This window comes from Saccharopolyspora sp. NPDC000995 (assembly GCF_053599315.1).
In genome coordinates this window covers 1-19,638 of sequence record NZ_JBSFLZ010000075.1, presented here as the reverse complement: position 1 = coordinate 19,638, position 19,638 = coordinate 1, and the positions used below count along the sequence as shown (strand labels likewise).

Annotated in this window: 15 protein-coding genes; 7 read left to right on the top strand and 8 right to left on the bottom strand. The window is 68.2% G+C overall.

Translation table 11 applies throughout. The features are described 5' to 3' along the window. Positions 1-29 precede the first annotated feature (29 nt). From ACWDKQ_RS22715 to ACWDKQ_RS22695, 5 genes are all read left to right on the top strand, one after another. Positions 30-1,598 carry a PPE domain-containing protein gene (locus tag ACWDKQ_RS22715; protein WP_450140759.1) on the top strand — a complete coding sequence of 523 codons (1,569 nt, stop codon included), beginning with the start codon at positions 30-32 and terminating at the stop codon, positions 1,596-1,598. Beyond that, complete coding sequence (locus tag ACWDKQ_RS22710) at positions 1,595-2,356, top strand: ESX secretion-associated protein EspG (RefSeq protein WP_450140758.1); 762 nt, start codon at positions 1,595-1,597, stop codon at positions 2,354-2,356. Before ACWDKQ_RS22715 ends, ACWDKQ_RS22710 begins: the two co-directional genes overlap by 4 nt. Before the next feature lie 19 nt (positions 2,357-2,375). After that, the gene (locus tag ACWDKQ_RS22705; protein WP_450140757.1) at positions 2,376-3,014 is read left to right on the top strand and encodes a type VII secretion target; all 639 of its coding nucleotides are present in this window, start codon (positions 2,376-2,378) and stop codon (positions 3,012-3,014) included. Between the two features lie 115 nt (positions 3,015-3,129). Further along, on the top strand, positions 3,130-3,723 hold the full coding sequence (locus ACWDKQ_RS22700; RefSeq protein WP_450140756.1) for a YbaB/EbfC family nucleoid-associated protein: 594 nt from the start codon (positions 3,130-3,132) through the stop codon (positions 3,721-3,723). A 43-nt stretch (positions 3,724-3,766) separates the two neighbouring features. Next, positions 3,767-8,614: a DUF6531 domain-containing protein gene (locus ACWDKQ_RS22695; RefSeq protein ID WP_450140755.1), complete on the top strand. Its 4,848-nt coding sequence runs from the start codon at positions 3,767-3,769 to the stop codon at positions 8,612-8,614. Between the two features lie 26 nt (positions 8,615-8,640). Here ACWDKQ_RS22695 and ACWDKQ_RS22690 read toward each other — a convergent pair whose 3' ends face one another. Further along, a complete protein-coding gene (locus ACWDKQ_RS22690) occupies positions 8,641-9,858 on the bottom strand; it encodes an ROK family transcriptional regulator (RefSeq protein WP_450140754.1) in 1,218 nt (405 codons plus the stop codon). A 120-nt stretch (positions 9,859-9,978) separates the two neighbouring features. On the opposite strand from ACWDKQ_RS22690, the gene ACWDKQ_RS22685 reads away from it, so the two are divergent. Both ACWDKQ_RS22685 and ACWDKQ_RS22680 read left to right on the top strand, forming a co-directional pair. Then, complete coding sequence (locus ACWDKQ_RS22685; protein ID WP_450140753.1) at positions 9,979-10,998, top strand: extracellular solute-binding protein; 1,020 nt, start codon at positions 9,979-9,981, stop codon at positions 10,996-10,998. A gap of 122 nt (positions 10,999-11,120) precedes the next feature. Continuing rightward, on the top strand, positions 11,121-11,462 hold the full coding sequence (locus ACWDKQ_RS22680) for a hypothetical protein (RefSeq protein WP_450140752.1): 342 nt from the start codon (positions 11,121-11,123) through the stop codon (positions 11,460-11,462). A 48-nt stretch (positions 11,463-11,510) separates the two neighbouring features. Here the strand turns inward: ACWDKQ_RS22680 and ACWDKQ_RS22675 are convergent, their stop codons facing one another. The 7 genes from ACWDKQ_RS22675 to ACWDKQ_RS22645 all read right to left on the bottom strand — a co-directional run bounded on the left by ACWDKQ_RS22675 (position 11,511) and on the right by ACWDKQ_RS22645 (position 19,303). Further along, the gene (locus tag ACWDKQ_RS22675) at positions 11,511-11,675 is read right to left on the bottom strand and encodes a hypothetical protein (RefSeq protein ID WP_010313007.1); all 165 of its coding nucleotides are present in this window, start codon (positions 11,673-11,675) and stop codon (positions 11,511-11,513) included. A gap of 282 nt (positions 11,676-11,957) precedes the next feature. After that, on the bottom strand, positions 11,958-13,772 hold the full coding sequence (locus ACWDKQ_RS22670; protein ID WP_450140751.1) for a phosphoenolpyruvate carboxykinase (GTP): 1,815 nt from the start codon (positions 13,770-13,772) through the stop codon (positions 11,958-11,960). 406 nt (positions 13,773-14,178) lie between these two features. Then, positions 14,179-14,919 (bottom strand): DUF6802 family protein, encoded by a 741-nt coding sequence (locus ACWDKQ_RS22665; protein WP_450140750.1) that lies wholly within the window; start codon positions 14,917-14,919, stop codon positions 14,179-14,181. 588 nt (positions 14,920-15,507) lie between these two features. Continuing rightward, positions 15,508-16,344: a trypsin-like peptidase domain-containing protein gene (locus ACWDKQ_RS22660; protein ID WP_450140749.1), complete on the bottom strand. Its 837-nt coding sequence runs from the start codon at positions 16,342-16,344 to the stop codon at positions 15,508-15,510. Between the two features lie 184 nt (positions 16,345-16,528). Continuing rightward, positions 16,529-17,344, bottom strand: a complete 816-nt coding sequence (locus tag ACWDKQ_RS22655) for an ESX secretion-associated protein EspG (RefSeq protein ID WP_450140748.1) — start codon at positions 17,342-17,344, stop codon at positions 16,529-16,531. Positions 17,345-17,363: 19 nt separating this feature from the next. Then, positions 17,364-18,773 (bottom strand): hypothetical protein, encoded by a 1,410-nt coding sequence (locus ACWDKQ_RS22650; protein WP_450140747.1) that lies wholly within the window; start codon positions 18,771-18,773, stop codon positions 17,364-17,366. A 20-nt stretch (positions 18,774-18,793) separates the two neighbouring features. Further along, entirely contained in the window at positions 18,794-19,303 is a 510-nt protein-coding gene (locus ACWDKQ_RS22645; RefSeq protein WP_450140746.1) for a DUF3558 domain-containing protein, read from the bottom strand. Positions 19,304-19,638 lie beyond the last annotated feature (335 nt).

The window sequence follows — 19,638 nt, the reverse complement described above, 5'->3', positions numbered from 1 at the left end:
GATCCGTAGTCGAGGGGGAAAGACTGAACATGACTCAGGAAACCACTGGGCCGGACGCCGACTTCGCGTTGACCGAGACACAGAACTGGGCCTCGCGCAGCCACCGCGAGCTCTACGAGGCGGTGCACGCCGGCAACGATCCTGGCCGCGTCGGCCAGCTGGCCGACGACTGGAACCGGCTGAGCCGCGAGCTCGCCGAATCCGCTACGCGCCTGGGCGAGCGGCTGCAGGCCACCGAAGCGGGCTGGGAGGGCGAGGCCGCCGACGCGGCGCGGTCGGCGATCCAGCAGCTGGCCGACTGGAACCACGACGCGGGCACGACCGCGGGCGCGCTGGCGGAGCGGATCGCGGTGCAGGGGCGGATCATGGAAACCGCCAGGGCCGAGATGCCCGAGCCGGTCAGGGGCGGTGAGGCGCTCAACGCGGTGGCGCTCATGACCTACACGACCGGCGACTTGGGGGCCTTCAAGCAGGCCTGCATCGACTTGAAGGCCCACCGCGACCGGTCCGACTCCGCCCACCAGCAGGCGGTCCAGGTGATGACCTGGATGGAGGACCAGTCCCGCAACATCGACGGCGACACCCCGAAGTTCACTCCCCCGCCAAACCCGCTCGGGAACGACGAGCCGGTGCACCGGACGAAGCAGATCCTGGGCGAGCGCGCCAAGTTAACGCCCCAGAACGTGGGTAGGACTCCGGAAGCGCCGGACTCGACCCTCCCGAACTCGGCGCCGGGTGACGTCATGGCAACGCAGCGCCTGACCGCGACGGTGCCGGTCGAGCCGCCGCCGGGCGATGTCTTGGCAACCCAGCGAATGACCGCGAAGGCGCCGCTCGACCCGACGCCGTTCCAGGCGCCGAACCCCAGCGGTACCGGGCCGATGGATACGCCACCGCCGTCCTTGCCGGCCCCGGCGCTGGGCGGCCCCGCATCGTTTGATGGCCCGACGCAGTCGTTGCGGCCACCGGCCATTGCGCCCCTCGGGGACTACCAGCCCAAGGCCACGACCCCCCAGGGCATTAACGGCTTCAACCCGCCGGGCAACCTGCCGCCGCTCGACGATCGGCAGCACCAGCCGCGGCAGTTCCAGGGGCCGGACGGCCCCTACCCGACCGGGCCGCGCGTGAACCCCGGACCCGGCGATCCGCGCGGCGGGTGGCGCGGGCCGATCCCGCCGATCCCCAGCCCCGGCGGCCCGGGCGGACCCGGCATGCCTGGCGCAGGCCCCGGCGGCGGTTCCGGCCCTGGCGGCTCGGGCTTTCGTGGCGGACCGGGCGGCCTGCCGGGTGCGGGCGGCGGTTCCGGTGTGGGCCCGGGCGGAACGTCGGGCGTGGGCCCCGGCGGCGGGTCGGGCACCGGCCGCGGTCCCGACGCCGGGTTCGGCGGTCGCGGAGCCTCAGGCATGCCCGGTCAGCCAGGCATGGCGGGCGCCGGGATGGGGTCGATGGGCGGCAAGCGCGGCCAGAGCGAAGGCCAGGAGAAGGAACGCACCAGCAAGTACGTCGAGGGCGGCCCGGTAGTCGAGGTGCCTGGCGCCGACCTGCCGCCGCCGGTGATCGGCGAGGGCAAGCGGAAGAAGCAGCAGGACCAGCGATGACCACAACAACAGCGCCGGACTTCGTTTTGTCCGCCGCCGAATTCGACCTCGTCCACGGCGCGCTCGGGCTGGGCCGCGTCCCGTTCCCGCTGGGGGTGCCGAGCCTCGGCGCGACGATGGAGGAGCGCGCCGAGCTCGCCGCCGACGCGTTCCGGTCGCTGTCCGGCCGCGGGTACGCGACGGGCGACCAGCTCGACCCGCGGCTGGTGGACCTGCTGCGGTTGCTCGGCGAGAACGACACCTCAGTCGACGTGTTGGGCCACATCGGGGGCCCGGTGCAGGCACTGGCCGCCGCCGCCGGGCGCACCGGCGTGCTCGCGCAGCTGGTCGCGAACGAGCTGCGGTTGACTGAGATTCGCCCGACCTCGTTGGCGATGTCGGCCGTGAGCGTGCTGCCGCCCGCCGAACCCGGACCGTTTCGGTCGCTGTCCCTGCGCCAGGAGCAGCTGACCAGCGCGCTCGAAGAGGACGAGGACGACCCGTTTGGCGGGGACTACGACGACGAGACAGCGCTGGCCAGGGCCGGTCTGTCCGCGCAGGACGCCGCGACGCTGGCCGAGCTGGCGAACACCCGTTGCGCCGGTGGGCAGTTCGGCGTCACGCACCGCTCGGCGCGGGCGTCGACGCTGGTCACCTGGTTCGACACGCCCCAGGGCCGTTACCTGATGGTCAGCCAGGATTCCTGGCTCAGCATCAGCCCGGCCGACAACCGGCGCGTCGAGCGCCGACTGGCCGAAGTCCTGTCCAAGCTGGACTGAAGTACCGAGGGGAAGCGCCATGACGTTCGAGGTCGTCGCCGAGGAGCTGACCGCGCACGCCAGCCACCTGGATGGCTTGACCGATCGAATGGACACCGCGATCTCGGCTGCCGAGGCCGTGAGCATGTCCGACGAAGCGTACGGACTCCTGTGCTCGTTCCTACCGCCCATCATCAACCCGATGGAGCAGGAGGGCATGGACGCGTTGAAGGCCGCGAAGGAAGGTATCAGCGTCACGGCGGATAACGTGCGCCAGACGTCCAAGGCGTACCAGGAAATCGACGAGGCGGGTGCGGATAACTTCTCGCAGTTCGACGAGGCCGTCCGGGTGAAGGAATCGGCAGTCGCGCTGCGCGAGCCGGTTGGTGAGGCCACGGGGTTCAGCCGCGCGTCGTCGCCTGTGGAGGCAACGGCGGCCAATCGCCCGATGGAGCACGGTGAGCCGGCGTCGTATACCCCGGCGGAGCGGGGTGAGCCGGCGTCGTATACCCCGGCGGAGCGGGGTGAGCCGGCGTCGTATACCCCGGCGGAGCGGGGTGAGCCGGCGTCGTACACGGCGTCCTACACCCCGGCGGAGCAGGGTGAGCCGGCGTCGTATCGCCAGGCGGAGCAGGTCGAGCCGTTCGCGACATACCGTAGGTCGTTCGAATCCGGTTGAGCCCGTGCAGCGTCAGGCAGCGGAACCCATGGGGTTAAGCCGTGGTGAGGTGCTTTCGGCGCCGTTTTAGGGCAGCAGGCAGATCGCGGAGTAGAAGCTTTTTGGAGGTTGTGCGATGCCGGGCGAGAGCCGGGGTGGGTTCGCTGCGATCGGGGCCGACCCCGACGATGCCGAGCAGCGGATCCAGGAGTGGGCGCAGGGTTTTGCCGACAAGGCCCGGCGCTACCAGGAAATGCAGGCGGAGACCGAGCAGTTGCGGCTGACCGCGGCCAGCCCGGACGGCCGCATCAAAGTAACGGTCCGCGCCGATGGCAGCGTCACGGACCTGGAGTTCACCGACAAGGTCCGCACGATGGCGCCGTCCGAGCTCGCCACGCAAATTCTGTCCACAATGCACCGTGCGCAGTCCGACATCGCGAGCCGGGTCGGCGAGACGATGTCCGCGCATCTCGGGGACGAGGACCCACAGACGCGCTCGATGATGTTGGACAACCTGCGCGAGCGGTTCCCAGAGCAGCCCGAGGACCAGGAGCCAGAGCAGCCGGAAACCCCGTCGAAGTGGCAACTTCCGGCCGACGAGGAAACCCCGAAGCCGCCGCCCGCGCCGCCAGCCGCCGGGCCGACGCCGCCTGCGGCACCGCCGAAACGGTCCCGCTTCGAAGACGAGGACGACGACTTCGGCCCCGACTTCGACCCGCTGCGGGACTGACATCACCTGACCTTGCCCGTTCTTCCAACCCCGGAGTGATGCAGTGACGAATCCGTTGGTCGCTGAGCGACAGGACTCGACGCAGGCGTTCAGCGGTGTGCCGATCCTGGAGTCGGTGAACGACACGAAGCAGGCAATCGAAAGCGGTGACTGGGCTTCCGGTGTGCTTGGCGTGGCGGGCACAGCGATGGACGCGGTCAGCATGGCGATGGACCCCTTCGGCTCGATCCTCGCCGCCGGGGTCGGCTGGCTCATGGAGCACATCGGCCCGTTGTCCGACGCGCTTGACGCCCTGACCGGCGACGCCGACGAAATCAAGGCCCACTCGGAAACCTGGCAGAACATCGCCACCGAACTGGGCGAGATCAACACCGAGATGGCCAACCTGGTCAACAGCGACACCGCCGGTTGGACCGGCGAGGCCGCGGATGCTTACCGGGCGCGCAGCGAGGACACGGCGAAGCTCATCGAGGCCGCCCAGAAAGCGGCCGAAGGGGCCTCGGGCGGGATCAGCACCGCGGGCGAGGTCGTCGCGACGGTTCGAACCCTCGTCCGCGACATCATCGCCGAACTCGTCGGCCGCCTGATCTCCTGGGCGCTGCAGGTCCTCGCCACGCTGGGCATCGCGATGGCCTGGGTAGTGCCGCAGGTGGTCACGGCCGTGGCGAAGACCGTTGCCAAGATTGCCGATATCACCACCAAGCTGATCAAGGCGATGAAGGCGCTGTCGCCGTTGCTGAAGAAGCTCAGCACTTCCTTCGGCGACGCCAAGAAGGCCCTGAACAAGATCAAGTCCAATGACGGGAAGGCCGAAGGCCCGAATAGCCCGGCCCCGACCAAGCCGTCGTCCGCCGACGGTCCGAGGCCGAGGTCATCCCCGGACAACGGTCCGGCCTCGACCAAGCCGTCGTCCGCCGACGGTTCGACGTCGAAGCCCACGCCCGAGGGCGGTCCGGCGCCGACCAAGCCATCCGGCGCCGGACCGGGCAGCAGCGCGCCCGATACGCCGACGAAGCCGAGCGATCCCGATGGCGGCAGCTCCCCGACGACGCCGTCGCAGAGCAAACCGAACGGCTCCGGCAACAAGCCGGGCAATCCTAGGGACCGTTCGATTCCGGGGGAGGACATCTGTACGGGCGGCTCCGAACCGGTCGACCTGGCCACCGGACACGTGGTGATGACCGAGATCGACCTGGAAATCCAAGGCCCGCTGAGCCTGGTGCTGAAGAGGATGTACATCTCGTCGTACCGCGCGGGGCGGTGGTTCGGTCCGTCGTGGACCTCGACGCTGGACCAGCGGTTGGAGGTCGACTCGGAGAACGTCTGCTACTTCTCCCCGGACGGCATGATCCTGGTCTACCCACTGCCGCCAGCGGATTGCGAGGTGCTGCCGATCGAAGGACCGCGGTGGCCGTTGAGCGTGCGGGACGGCGGCGGTTACAGCCTGGAGAAGCCGCAGGCGGAGGAGATCCTGCACTTCGGTCCGCTGGGCGAGCGCGACCGGGTCCTGCCGTTGCTGGCGGTCGAGGACGCCGGCGGCCGGCGGATCGACATCGAGCACCACCGGTTCGGGCCGCCCAAGGCGATTCGGCATTCCGACGGGTACCGGGTGGAGATCGACAGCGCCCGGGAACGGGTCACGGCCGTTCGCGTGGTCGACCGCGAAAACGATCTCAACGTGCTGGTGATGCGGTACGGCTATGACGACCGGGGACGCCTGAGCGAGGTGGTCAACTCCTCGGGCAAGGCGCTGTTGTTCCAGTACGACAGCGCGGGCAGGCTGACGGAGTGGCAGGACCGCAACGGGTTCTGGTTCCGCTACATCTACGACGAGCACGGCCGCTGCGTCCGGACGGTGGGCGACAAGGGCTTCTTCGACTCCACCTTCGCTTACGACGGGTCGATCACCCGGTACACCGATTCCCTGGGCGGTATCAAAGAGTTCGAGTTCAACGACGCGAAGCAGCTCGTGCGGGAGTCCGATGCGCTCGGCAACACCACGCTGTCGACGTGGGATCGCTACGACCGGTTGCTCTACCGGACCGATCCGCTGGGCCGAACCACGTACTACCAGTACGACAGCCTGGGCAAGCCGAGGTGGATCGCGCGCCCGGACGGAAGCACCGTCCGGCTGAACCTTGCCGACGACGGCACCGTCGAGTCGATCGAGGTGAAGGGTGATGAACGCGCCTGGACCCGTGCCTACGACGACGAGGCGTTGGACCCGTTGAGCGGAAAGGTGGGCGTAGCACCGCAACTCAGCGTCGAAAGCATCCGTTCTGGACGTGCCGAGACCACCGAACCGGAACTCAACGAGCCCGACCCCCGGCTGCTGGACCTGTTCGGACGCCCCCGGGAGACGACGACGCCGGCTGGCGGGCGGATCCAGCTCGGCTGGACCGTGGAAGGCCGTCGTTGCTGGCGCGTCGACTCGCTGGGCAACAGGGTGCAATGGGGCTACGACCCCGAGGGCAACCAGATCACGCAGACCGACGAGATGGGCGGAGTGACCGCCACCGAGTACGGCCCGTTCGAGGTCGAGCTGGCCAGCGTCGACCAGACCGGGGCACGCACCACGCGAACCTACGACACCGAGCGGAGGCTGACCTCCGTCACGAATCCGCAGGGCCAGACCTGGCGCTACGTCTACGACCTCGCGGGCAGGGTGATCGAGGAACACGATTTCGACGGCCGGGTGCTGCGCTACGTCTACGACGTGGCGGGACAGCTCGTCCACTCGGTCAACGGTGTGGGCGAGGAGACCGAATACGTCTACGACGCGCTCGGCAACCTGATCGAGTGGCGGGCTCCGTCGGGAGTCACCAAGTACGCCTTTTCACCCGTCGGCCACCTGATCTGGGCGACCAACGACGACGCCGTTCTCGAGTTCGAGCAGGACGATCAGGGGCGGATCACCGCGGAGACCATTAACGGCCGGTCGGTCACGTTCGATTACGACAGCCAACATGGCGTGATCCGGCGGCAGACTCCGTCCGGGGTGACCAGTTCCTGGAAATACGACGCCGCGGGTCGGCCGACCGGCCTGTCCTTCGCCGGGCATTCGCTGAACTTCGGCTACGACGCCGCCGGTCAGCAGATCAGCCGTTCGGTCGACGGCGCGGTGACTCTGGTGCAGTCGTATGACGGCGAGCAGCGGCTCACCTCGCAGGTGGTTGCGGGACGCTCGGGCCAGCACGTGCTGCGGCGACGGTTCCGGTACCGACCCGACGGCAAGCTGATCGGTACCGACGATGGGCTCTCCGGGAGCATTCGCTACCAGATCGACCCGTCCGGCCGGGTGATCGAAGTCATCGCACCGGACCGGCGGGAGAGCTACCGGTACGACGGTTCGGGCAACGTCGTCGCGTCGAACGGCCTCAACGATGCTGAGACCGGCCCACGGCGCTATGCGGGCAACAGCCTGATCGCCGCCGGGGCGGTCGCCTTCCAGCATGACGCGCAGGGGAGGCTGGTCGTCCGCGCCGACAACGCTGGCCGGAATTGGCGCTATGCGTGGGATTCCTACGACCGCCTGATCGCTGTGACGACCCCGGAGGGCGTCGTCTGGCGGTACCGGTACGACCCGGTCGGCCGGCGGATCGCCAAGCAGCGACTCACTCCCGACATGTCCGCGGTGGCCGAGCAGACCGACTTCACCTGGGATGGCGGGACGCTGATCGAGCAGGTGCACACCGATGCCAACGGCCGCCGTACGGTGACGACCTGGGCGCATCATCCGGACGATGACGCACCCATCGCCCAACTCGAGCGCGGCGCGGATGCGCCGGAGCGGTTCCACTCGGTCATCACCGACCCGGTGGGGACGACGACCGATCTGGTGGATCCCAGCGGAATGCTCACCTGGCACGGCCGAAACAGCCTGTGGGGCAGGGCACTGCCCGCGCAGCCGACCGCCGCCAGCACGCCGCTGCGGTTCCCCGGCCAGTACGCCGACCTCGAAACCGGTCTGAACTACAACGTCTACCGCTACTACAACCCGGCCACCGGTCGTTACCTCAGCCAGGACCCGCTGGGACTCGCCCCGGCACCGAACCCCGTCGCCTACGTCAGCAACCCGCACAGCGCCAAGGACCCGCTGGGGCTGATGCCGAAGCCTAAGAAGGGCGGCGGGAAGAACACGCAGGGGCAGGAGGCCACCGCGGGGTCGAAGGACAAGACCGGGCGCAAGCATGGGGCACCGAACACGCCGGAGACCGGGAACAACGGGCAAGGCCCTTCGAACCAGGGCGGCAGCAACACGGACCAGCCGGAGACCAGGGCGCTCAAGCAGAAGCCCGTGGGGACGTACGAGGTGAACGGCAAGAAGTACAACGTCGACGTCGAAGCCCACCAGAACAAGCACCAGACCACGAACATCACCGGGATGGACAACACGAACGTCAAGGCCGCGGGTGCCAACAAGTTCCCGGAGAACATCGGCGATCAGGCGCACAGGGATTACTTCGGCAAGAACGCCGCGGAGATCGCGGACCTCAAACGCCAGGAGAAGTTGGAGGCATACAAGGACGGGGGCACTGACGACGCTCGCTTCGAGGCGAAGCGGGAGCGGGATCAGGCCTGGCACGACCTTCGGTCGGGCAAGATGGACTACGCCGAGTACAAGGCTGCGAACGACCGCTACCAGGAAGCCGCGAAGAAGGACGACGCGGCGTACGAGAGTATTAAGAAAATCAGCCACGATGGCTTCAGGCGCCCGGACGGATCAATCTACGAGGGTGCCAATCCGGCGCAGAGCGTCGATGGTGTCCGCTACCAGGTGTCGGCCGACTTCACCGGCGGTTCCAACGACGTGAGCTACCACTGCTACCCGGGCACCAAAAAGCAGTCGGTTTGGGACGACCAGTACGGCGGCATGTTCAAGAATTTCTAGTCGTCTGCCGCTGAACCCGGGGCCGGTCAGGAGCCGAGGAGCGTGGCCAGGCGGGGCGAGTAGGCGTGGTCCAACACCAGCGAGGCCGCGCCTACCGCTCCGGCGTCCTCGCCGATCAGCGCGGTCTCCACCCGCACCGGGCGGACCTCCGGCGCCCACACCTGCGCCTCGACGACCTTCGCCACCCGCGTCCGCACCAGTTCCGCCACATGCCGCAGCGCGGGTCCGCCGAGCACGACGCGGTCGACGTCCAACACGCTCACCACCGACGCCAACGCCTGGCCCAACCGGGTCGCCGCCACGCGTAGCACCCGACCGGCCGTGGCATCGCCCTCCGCCGCCAGGCGGCACAGCCGCTCGTACGCCGCCGCGGCCGGTTCCCCGTCGGGCTCCGCCCTGCTCGCAGCCCGCCAGTCGGCGACGATCGCGCGCATCGAGCAGTACGCTTCCAGGCATCCTCTTCTGCCGCAATGGCATTCGCGCCCGCCACCGCTGTGCACGTGGCCGATCTCGCCGGCGTTGTTGCTGATCCCGCGATGCACCTGATCGTCCAGCACCACGCCGATGCCCACCCCGGAACCCAGGTAGACGTACACGAATGACCCGGCGCGGTCCGTCCGCCCGGCCCACCGCTCGCCGATCGCCGCCGCCGTCGCGTCGTTGTCCATCACTACCGGCTGCCCGGCGCGCTCCTCGACGATGTCGGCCAGCGGAACCTCCTCCCAGCCGGCCAGGTTCGGCGGCGCTAGCACCCGGCGGTTCGCCGCGTCCAGCGGGCCAGGCACCGCGAGACCGACGCCGAGCACTTGGCCGTCGGCGATGCCCGAACGTCGCACCAGTTGGTGGAAGGTGCGGGCCAGCGCGGCCCCGACGGCCGCGGGCGAGGCGTCGGCGGGGACGCGGCGGCGGCTGCGCATCCGTACCCCGCCGGCCATGTCCAGCAGGACACCGGTGATCCGTTCCGGATCGAGGTGCAGACCCACCGCCGAGTACGCGTCCGGAACCACCTTCAGCAGCACCCGGCGCTTGCCGCCGGTCGACGGCGCATGTCCGTTCTCGGTGACCAGACCGTCGTCGATCAGCGCGCGCACGATGTTGGACATCGTCTGCGCGGTCAGCCCGGTGCGCTGCGCGAGTTCGACGCGGCTGACTTCACCTTGCTGGCGGATCGCATCGAGCACCACCGCGCGGTTGAATCCGCCTACCCGCGGCAAATTAGTGCCCTGCCAGGACGCTTTCGCCATCGGCGCTCCTCACCCGGGACGGCAAGATCGTTGACTTGTTCCATCGAATGGAATTAACTTGCCCAATAGTGTGATCCGGATCTCAGGTTGGGCGCAACCACTGCTGGCGGGAGGACCGCGATGCGCCGCAGAAAAGCGATGTCCGTGCTCATCACCACGACGTTCGCGGTCACGCTGGCCGCGTGCGGCGGCGCCGCGGACGATCCGAACACGATCAGCGTCGCCTACCACCGGTACGGCAACACACTGCAGGTCGACCAGTGGATGCAGCGGGTCAAGCAGCAGTACGAGCAGGCGCACCCGGGCAAGACGGTCAAGCTGGACCCGGTGGTCGCGCCGGAGGGCGAGTACCTGTCGAAGCTCCAGCTGCGGATGCGTTCGCCGTCCACCGCGCCGGACGTGCTCTACGAGGACAGCTTCAACGTGAACTCCGACGTCGCGGCCGGTTATCTGGCGTCGCTGGACGACCGCCTCGCGCAGTGGCCGGACTGGGGACAGTACATCGACACCACCAAGCAAGCCGGGAAGGCCCAGGACGGCAAGACCTACGGCGTGCCGCTGGACACCGACGCCCGCGGCCTCTGGTACAACCGCGAGCTGTTCGCCGAGGTCGGCCTGCCCGTCGAGTGGCGGCCGCGGACCTGGGACGACATCCTCGACGCAGCTCGGCAGGTCAAGCAGCGCCGCCCGGACGCCATCGCGCTGGACCTCGCGCTGGGCAAGGCAGAGGGCGAGTCGGTCAGCATGCAGACCGTCGAAATGCTGTTGTACGGCAACGGAACCGGCACCCTCTACGACCAGCAGCAGAAGAAGTGGATCGCGCCCAGCAAGGGCTTCGCCGATGCGATGGGCTTCCTGTCCACCGCGCTGTCGGAGGACTTGACGCAGAGCCAGGCGCGGATCGCCGATGCGCAGTACGACAAGGTGTTTCCGCGACGACCTGACCCGCGAGGGAAAGGTCGCGATCCGGTTGGACGGCAGCTTCGCTTCCGGCAACTGGGTGGATTCCGGTTGGCAGGACTGGAGCCGGACGATGGCGGCGACGCCGATGCCCACCCAGCACGGGCAGGCACCGGGCGCGGTCACCCTCTCCGGCGGTTGGACGCTGGCGATCAGCTCGTCCGGCAGGAAGCAGGATGACGGGTTCGAGTTCATCAAGCAGGCGATGGCGAATCCTTGGTGCTGCTGCTGATCGGCGGACTTTTCGCGGTGGTGTACGCGAAGAGCCTCAGGGAGCCAGATTCCTGGCGGGGAGGAGCGTGATGGCGTCGGTGACCTCCGCTCGGCGGCGCTCGGTGTCCACTGTGGTCAACGTGGTCCTCGCGGTCATCGCCCTGATGTCCTGCTTCCTGCTGGGCCGCGGCGCTCGCAACGGCTTGCGCGCTGACCTGAAGGCGAATCCGTTGCCGTCGCCCGAGGAGGCCACCGGTCGACCACAACGCGCTGGACGCCCTGGTGATGTGATCCAGTCCATGTACTCCGGAGCCGACGCCCAGCTGCGCGTTCGGTGGCGAGACGCTGCTGGATGCGCTGGATCGACTGGCGGGCACGCTCGGCTGGTCCCGGATGGCGCGGCACTGTTCCGAAAAGCTCGCGGGCGGTGAGGGATTTGATCCGCTCGCCGCCCGCGGGCCTTTGGAGACACCTCGCGGTCATCGCAGTTGTGGCCTCCTCCGGATCGGAACCGTGTCCCGGTGAATACGGTCGATCTCACCGGCTTCCGACTGCTCGTCGACCTCGTGGTCCTCCCTGCGCAGCGAAACGAACACCGCAGCGACCGCGATCAGGGACAACGCCAACATGGCCAGATCAGCCATGACACACCCCCTCGTATCGGCGCGCCGTTTTCGGCGGTAGTCACTGGGACGCAGCCAGTGTCCGCCGGGTTGCTGATCCTTTGGAATCCCCGGATCTGCTTCCGCGAACTGCGTAGATCCACCGGGGGCGAAAACGAAAACGGCGTTTCCCCGAAAGAGCTTCAGCTCTCTTGGGGAAACGCCGCACGAATGCGCACAGGTTGCCGGGTCTCCGCGCCGGACGGGTGGACGCGAAGCTTCCCACGTCGCTTCGGCAAGTCCACCCGTCCGGGGGTCGCTCGGTCAGTGACCGAGACGCTGTTTCAAGGCCGTCAGCTCATCGCGCATCGAGCTCGGCAACGAGTCGCCGACGGTGTCGAACCACTCCTCGATGAGCGGCAGCTCGGCCTTCCACTCCGCGACGTCGACCTTCAGCGCCTCGTCGACGTCGGCCTTCGGCGTGTCCAGCCCGTTCAGGTCCAGCTCGTCGGCCGACGGCACCCGCCCGATCGCGGTGTCGGCGGCGGCCGCGTTGCCCTCCAGCCGGTCCACGATCCACTTGAGCACGCGGGAGTTTTCCCCGAAGCCCGGCCACAGGAAGCGCTTGTCCTCACCGCGGCGGAACCAGTTGACGTAGAAGATCCGCGGCAGCTTGGCGGCGTCGGCGGACTTGCCGACGTTCACCCAGTGCTGGAAGTAGTCGCCGACGTTGTAGCCGATGAACGGCAGCATTGCCATGGGGTCGCGCCGCACGTCGCCGACCTTGCCAGCCGCCGCAGCGGTCTTCTCCGACGAGAGGGTGGCGCCCATGAACACGCCGTGCTGCCAGTCGAAGGCCTCGTTCACCAGCGGAACGGTCGTCTTGCGGCGACCGCCGAAGAGGATCGCCGAGATCGGCACGCCCTTCGGGTCGTCCCACTCCGGCGCCAGGATCGGGCACTGCGACATCGGGGTGCAGTACCGCGAGTTCGGGTGCGCGGCGTTCTCCCCGTTGTCCGGGGTCCAGTCGCGGCCCTTCCAGTCGGTGAGGTGCTGCGGCTCGCCCTCCATGTCCTCCCACCAGACGTCGGCGTCGTCGGTGAGGGCCACGTTGGTGAACAGCGAGTTCCCCTGCTCGATGGTGCGCATCGCGTTCGGGTTGGTCTTCCAGTTGGTGCCCGGCGCGACGCCGAAGAACCCGGCCTCCGGGTTCACCGCGTAGAGTCGGCCGTCCTCGCCGAAGCGCATCCACGCGATGTCGTCACCGAGGGTCTCGACCCGCCAGCCCGGGATGGTGGGCTGCAGCATCGCGAGGTTGGTCTTGCCGCAGGCCGACGGGAACGCGGCGGCGACGTAGTAGACCTTCTCCGCCGGCGAGATCAGCTTCAGGATCAGCATGTGCTCGGCCAGCCAGCCCTCGTCGCGGGCCATCGCCGAGGCGATCCGCAGCGAGTAGCACTTCTTGCCCAGCAGCGCGTTGCCGCCGTAGCCGGAGCCGAAGCTCCAGATCATCCGCTCCTCGGGGAAGTGGGTGATGTACTTGATGTCGTTGCACGGCCACGGCACGTCCTGCTGCCCCGGCTCCAACGGCGCGCCCACCGAGTGCAGCGCGGGTACGAAGTCGCCATCGGTGTCCAGCCGCTCCAGGACCTTCGCGCCCATCCGGGTCATGATGTGCATCGACACCACGACGTACTCGGAGTCGGTGATCTCGACGCCCAGCTTCGGCGGCTCGGCGTCCAGCGGTCCCATGCAGAACGGGATCACGTACATCGTGCGACCACGCATGCAGCCCCGGTAGAGCTCCGTCATGGTCGCCTTCATCTCGTTGGGGTCCATCCAGTTGTTGGTGACCCCGGCGTCTTTCTCCTCGACGGAGCAGATGAAGGTCCGCTCCTCGACACGCGCCACGTCCGAGGGATCCGAGGCCGCGTAGAACGAGTTCGGCTTCTTCTCCAGGCGGGTGAAGGTGCCGGCCTCGACGAGGCGGTCGGTCATCCGCTGCCATTCCTGCTGCGAACCGTCGCACCACACCACCTGCTCGGGGGTGGTCAGCTCGGCGACTTCGCGCACCCACGACAACAGGCGCTCGTGCGTGGTCGGAGCCTGGTCGAGACCTGGGATGGTCAATGCGGTCATCGCGTCGTGTCTCCTGACTGGGCGCCACAGCCCGGATTTGCCGACGGGGTCGTCGGCCTTTGCAGGGAAAGCTTCGCCTGCCCCGAAGACCGGGCGAAGTGAAAAAGGGATGCACCGAGGCTAACGGCGGAATGGCCGCTGAATGGAGATCAGCGTTGTTCGTTCTCTCACAAGAACGATAAGGGAATCGATTCAGAAGCGATCTTGGAAGTGGTCTGGACGAAAATCTCGCCGCCTGGGGATCGCTGCGTCCCAGAATTTCCGGCGAACCGGACGGTTGTGCGAACGTCGGGTTACGCGCGGGCGTCGTCCGAATGGCGGTTGTTCGGCGCTGCGGGCGAAGAAAACCCCGCCCGAGGGCCCGGAGTGGGCGCATCGGGCGGGGAAAGAATTTGCGGTCGAGAGGTCAGACCCAGGCGTCGTCGGAGTCCGCCTTGCCGGCCGCGCCCCCACCGCGCTGGCCCTGCTGGTCGCCGTGCGCCCCGGTGTCGATGGTGGTTGCGTGCGGCTGGGCGGTTTCATCGAAGGTCCAGGCCGCGTCGTCGGTCGCGCCGGTCGCGGGGTTCGGGGCGTACTGCCCGTCACCGCTCATCTTGCCGTGCTCGACCACGGTCCACTGGCCGTCGCCGGTGTGGTGCGAGATTGTCACGTCGCCGGTCTGGCTGATCTCCACCACCTGGTCGGCCGACCCGTCGCCGTCGACGTCGGTGACCAGCATTGTGCCGCCGGTTTCGGTCTCCACGACGGCGGTGTCGGCGATCCCGTCCTGGTTGGTGTCCTCGGTGGCCGGGCCGACCTGCATGTCGCCCTGCGGCGTGTCGATGACCATCGACCGGCCGTGATTCTGGTCATGCGGGTCGGCGCCGCCGGGATGCTGTTGTGGGGCCTCGCCGGTCCAGTGGCCGGTGCCGGCGTCGTAGCGGGCCTGCTCGACCACAACGCCGTCTGCGTTGATCGTCTGCATCACGTCGGCCTGGCCGTCGCCGTCATCGTCGATGTAGGCGACGAAGCCGTCGTCGGTCATCACCGCGACGGTGTCGTCGATGCCATCGCCATCGAAGTCGTAGTTGGCCTCGGCGGTGTACTCATCGCCCTCGACGGTGACCTTGATGTCGCCGTCTCCCGCGCCTTGCTCCTCGATGTACACGTCCGCAACCTCTCAGCCGCCGATCACCTGCAACGTCTAGGACGCAGGGTAGAGGTCGAGGGTTCCGGAGATGAAGGAACTGATCTTTTTCGCATTGCGATCGCAAAGATCCTCGATGGCGTTGGACCGGCGTAGCGCAGCGCCCGTCAGCGGTTTCGGGCCCCATTGCGCCCAATCCGGATCAAGGCATCTGACCAGGTAAAACCATCCGTCATGCGCACGAGCCGGGCGATTTTTGTGTACGCGGTAGACCTGTCATGCATACGTTGTAAACAGCGCCCGGGGGAACAAGTTGCCTGCCTGCGTGCGTGCAAGGCGTGAACCCCCGGGCCGGTGGGCGCTTCGGCGACGACCGCGGTGAACTCCGGACGTCGGTCGGCGCTTCGGCGACGACCGCGGTGAACGGGTCCGGGACGTCGGTCGGCGCTTCGGCGACGACCCGGCCCCAACCGTCCGAGACCATCAGTGCGCTCTGGCGCCGTCCCACGCCACGACCTGCCCGTTACCCGCGCAGCAGCGCGGTCCTCCTGTTGCGCTGCCAGCCGTTGGCGCCTTCGTCGGACGCCGGGATCGCGAGCAGGTCGAGCGTCACGGCATGGCCGTGGTGCCCCGGAAGTCCTGCGTGCCCGTCACCAGGGAGACGTTCCGCAACGACGAGTGGGCGTGCATGTAGCCCAGTTCGCGGGAGAGGTCGCCAGCGTTGTTGGTACCGATGTTGGTCGTGATGTTCAAAGTGGACAGAACGCCCACCGCGCGGCCCGTGGCATCCAGGACGGCACTGCCGGAATCACCCGGGATCCCCGGCGTGGAGGTGAGGATGGTGTGGCTCCAACCGCTGCCGCTGTCGCCCAGGGACGTGCCCTGCTTGGCGTTCAGTTCGCTGGCTTCGGCCCGCAGCTTCGAATTGCCGTAGGTCACGACCACGTCGCCCTGCTGCAGTCCCGAGGTGTTCAGGCCGTTGGGGCCACCCCACACCGGCATGTTCGGGTTGACCTTCCCGACGTCGGCCGGATCGAGTTCGACCAGAGCGAGATCATTGTAGGCGCAGGCGTTGGCGTCCTTCTCCTTGACCCGCTGCATGCTCACCCACGAGCTGTAGGCGAGCACCCCGGGCTTGCTTGCCCCGCTGACCTGGACATGGGTGCCGATGGGCAGCGACTCCGAGGTGCAACCGTTGGTCTGGGTGGCATCGCCCTTCGCGGCGCAGTGCGCGGCCTGCCCGATGTACACCTTCGACCCGCCCTGGAACACGAAGTTGGCGGTGCACTGCGCGGAGTTGGTCACGGTCTGCACCCCGGGATGCACGGCCGCGCTGGATGCCGCGGCCCAGGAATGTCCTGCCGCTACAGCCCCGGCGGCAGGTCCGGCAGCCGCCAGCACGGCGACGCCGACCAACGAGACAACCAGCCCGAAACGAGTCCTCATGAGCACGGCCTCCTCCCGGTGCCGCGGAAGGCCCGAACGCCGCGAATCCCGGCATCAACGCGCCCTGACCGCTACCTGATACCACACCCCGCGACCTGCGGCGATGCCGATCAGGATTGGCCGAAGCCCCAGGAAGACCAACCGCCCCAGCGGTTTTGTTTCACCCAGGGAACCCGGGTGGTGTTCAGCCGGCGGCGCGGACTTCGGCGATCCGGATTTCCAGGACGGCGCCGAGTTCTGCTGGTCTTAGTGGGGCGAGGACGAGTTCTGGGCCGACGCCTGGGCGGTGTTGTCGGGTCAGGCCGTAGCGGCCGTCCGGTTCGAAGGCGTCGAACCACTTCAGCACCTGGGAGCGGTGCGTGCGGCCCAGCCGGTCGCGGAGGTTCGCGGTGAACTGGCCGTCGCGGAAGTGGCTTTCCTCGGTCATCGCGCGCAGCGTCGTGGCCGCCGGGGCGGCTCGCTTCGGACCGGCGGATTGCATCATGTCGACGTTTTCGAAATTTTCGTCGGCATTGTCGCGCGGCGCGAGATCGGTCACCGGGACCGCCAGGCGCGGGCGTTTCCCGGGCGGGGTCGGCGGCATGCCCTGCACCGCCGCGGCGCCGACCGAGGTTCGCGGATGCACGGAAATCCGCAGATCACCCCCGTGCTGTTCGGATTCGCCCGAGTCCTGGACGAGCAGCACCGCGCCTTCCTCGGTGGCTACTGCCAGCAGCCGGGTCGGGGATTCGGTGGTGTCGTCGGGCATCCAGAGCCCTTCGATCCACAGGCCTGGCTTGGCGAGTTGGGCGAGCACCTGCGCGAAGCGCGGGGCGAGGCCGTCACCAGCGAGCAGGCCGGCGGCTTGCAGCTCGGGCAGCGCCCGCTGGCGGAGCACGGCGCGCTCTTCGAGCGTCGCGCCATGCGAGCGCACCGCGATGGGGAACGGGTATTCGTCGAATCTCCCGATTTCCCAGCACAAGTCGAACCACAGCGGTGGCAGCAGCCATCGCTCGGACACGCGTTACCCCCGGTTGCTGTTATTCGCCGAAGATGGGCGGCGCCGTCCTCGGCATGTCGTCGAGCCAGATGTCGTCTTGTTCTTCCAGCCAGCTCGGCCGCTCGTGTTCCTGGTCTTCGCCGCCCTTGCCGCGCTGACCGGCGCCCGTGCCTGCTCCGCCACCGGCCGCACCGCGACCACTGGCAGCACCGGCGGCACCCGAGCCAGCGCCCGCTGCGGCGCCAAGTCCGCCAGCACCGGCCCGGCCACCCGCGCCCATGCCGGGACCCGGCCTCCCACCAGCGCCGGCCCGACCGCCAGCGCCCAAGCCTCCTGCGCCGAGGCCGCCTGCATCCATGCCACCGGCACCGCGACCGCCCAGGCCAGCACCGCCCGCGCCGCCGCCGGGCGGCATGGCGCCGATGAAGCCGCCGCCGGGCGGCCTGGCGCCGGGCGGAGTGGATGCGAGGCCGGGGCCTGGCGTCGTTGGTGTGGGCGGATTCGTCCACTGGGAGCCGCTTTGCGCGGGCGGGCGGTAACCGTCACCGATGCCACGCGGGTCCACACTGGACCGTCCGGCGCCCGTCGGGCTGATCGGCGTGCTACCAGTTCTCGTGCCTGTTCGGTCGGTGCTGGTCGGGGTGTCGCTGGTCGCGGTGTTGCTGGAAATGCTCTGCGTGTCGCGGCCCTGGTCGGGCGGCGGTGGTGGTGGGTTCAGCGGGTCGACCGGCGGCGGGAACGTCGGGGTGCTGGAGTCCACGGCGGTGTAGCCGGGGGTGTAGACGTTCTGCACAATCTGCCGAGCCTGCTTGTCGGCCTCGGCACGCTCCCGCATCTGCGCGCCGGCGTCCATGATCCCGCCAGCAGGGCTGAGCACAGTCGCCATCGCGGTGCGGGTGCCGTTGTAGTCCTCGGGTGGCTGCAACTGCGCCTTGGTCTGCCCGGCGGCGACCCCGGCCTCCTGGATCTTCAGGCCGGTCCCGCGCACGGAGTCGCCGAACTGCTGTCCCCAATCCTGCAGCGGCTTGGCAGCACCAAGCCCAGCCTCAGCGGCCCGCCCCCGCATCCCGTCACCAGCGGCCTCGCGGGTTTTGGAGTCGAGGTCGGCGAAGATCCCGGCGATCTGCTCACCAAGCGCCACCCAGGCACGGCCGGAGGCGTTGATCTGGTCGACCTGTAGCGACGGTTTGAGCTGGCTGGCCAGCCGGGCCTGGTCCCAGTCGTTCCAGTTGTCGTGCTGGCCGATCGACGCCGGATCAGTACCGCCGATCTGGAGCCCTTGTTGTTGCTGGGCCAAGTCGGCGCGCTGCTTCTCGCCGACAGCGGCGGAGAGCTGCTGGCGCATCCGCTGCTGCTCCTGAGCCCGCGTCTCGCCACCGGTCATACCGGCCCACAGATCAGAGGCGGAGCCCCCTATCTCCCTGGCTCCATCGGTGAACCAGTTCCCCATGTCGTTCCCCCTCGGCCGGCCTACTTCGGCAACTTCGGCTCAACAACCTGCGCAATTTTCGTCGCCTGCGCGCAGGTTTCCTCATCGCTCAGCATCCTGTCTGAGCGATAGGTGACGTCAACGATCACTGATCCAACGCCGAGGTACATGATCTGGCGGCAGATGCCTTGCCCCTTACCGCTCAGCGCAATGCCGGTGAAGCCGCTGCGGGACCCGACCTGGTTCGGCGTGAACACATCGAAGCTGTTCCGCCTTCGTTCCCAGTAGGCTTCGTCGCTCTTCTCGGCCTTCAGCACTCCAAAATTGAAATCGTCCCCTTCGTAGTCGCAGCCGATCTCACCGATCCCGAGATCGTTGGGTTTGCCCTCAGTCGCTGCTCCGAAAGACTGGATCTCCGCGGGCGTCAGTGCGGTGCACGGATCGAAACTCGCCAGTGGGGACGGCCCACCGAGTGCCTCGGTCGTGGGTTGAGCCCCCACACCACTACCCGAACTTTCGCATCCGGCGAGAAGAAGACCGGCGACGACCAACGCAGCTGCGTTGGTAACCCGTGTTGTGCGCATACCAATCATCAGATCAGACGTTCCGTCCCAAGTTACGAGCGCTCTCATCGTCGGTGTTCTGGATGTCCCGCGCCGAGTCGCGGTATGCCTGCGCCATGTTCCGAAAGATTTCCTCAGTCTTGCGGAGGATCGGTACAAGCCCGGAGCCCGGAGCACCCGGCGCCCCCCGTACCTTTTCATTGAACTTCCGCTCCATGTCCCGGCCAATGAGGTGATCTCAGTAAGAAGTGTCTGGAGGGCGGCCTGCCGGAATGGGTGTGTGATCGGGTAGCGCTGGCCCGGGGAGAGTGGGACGTGGGGTC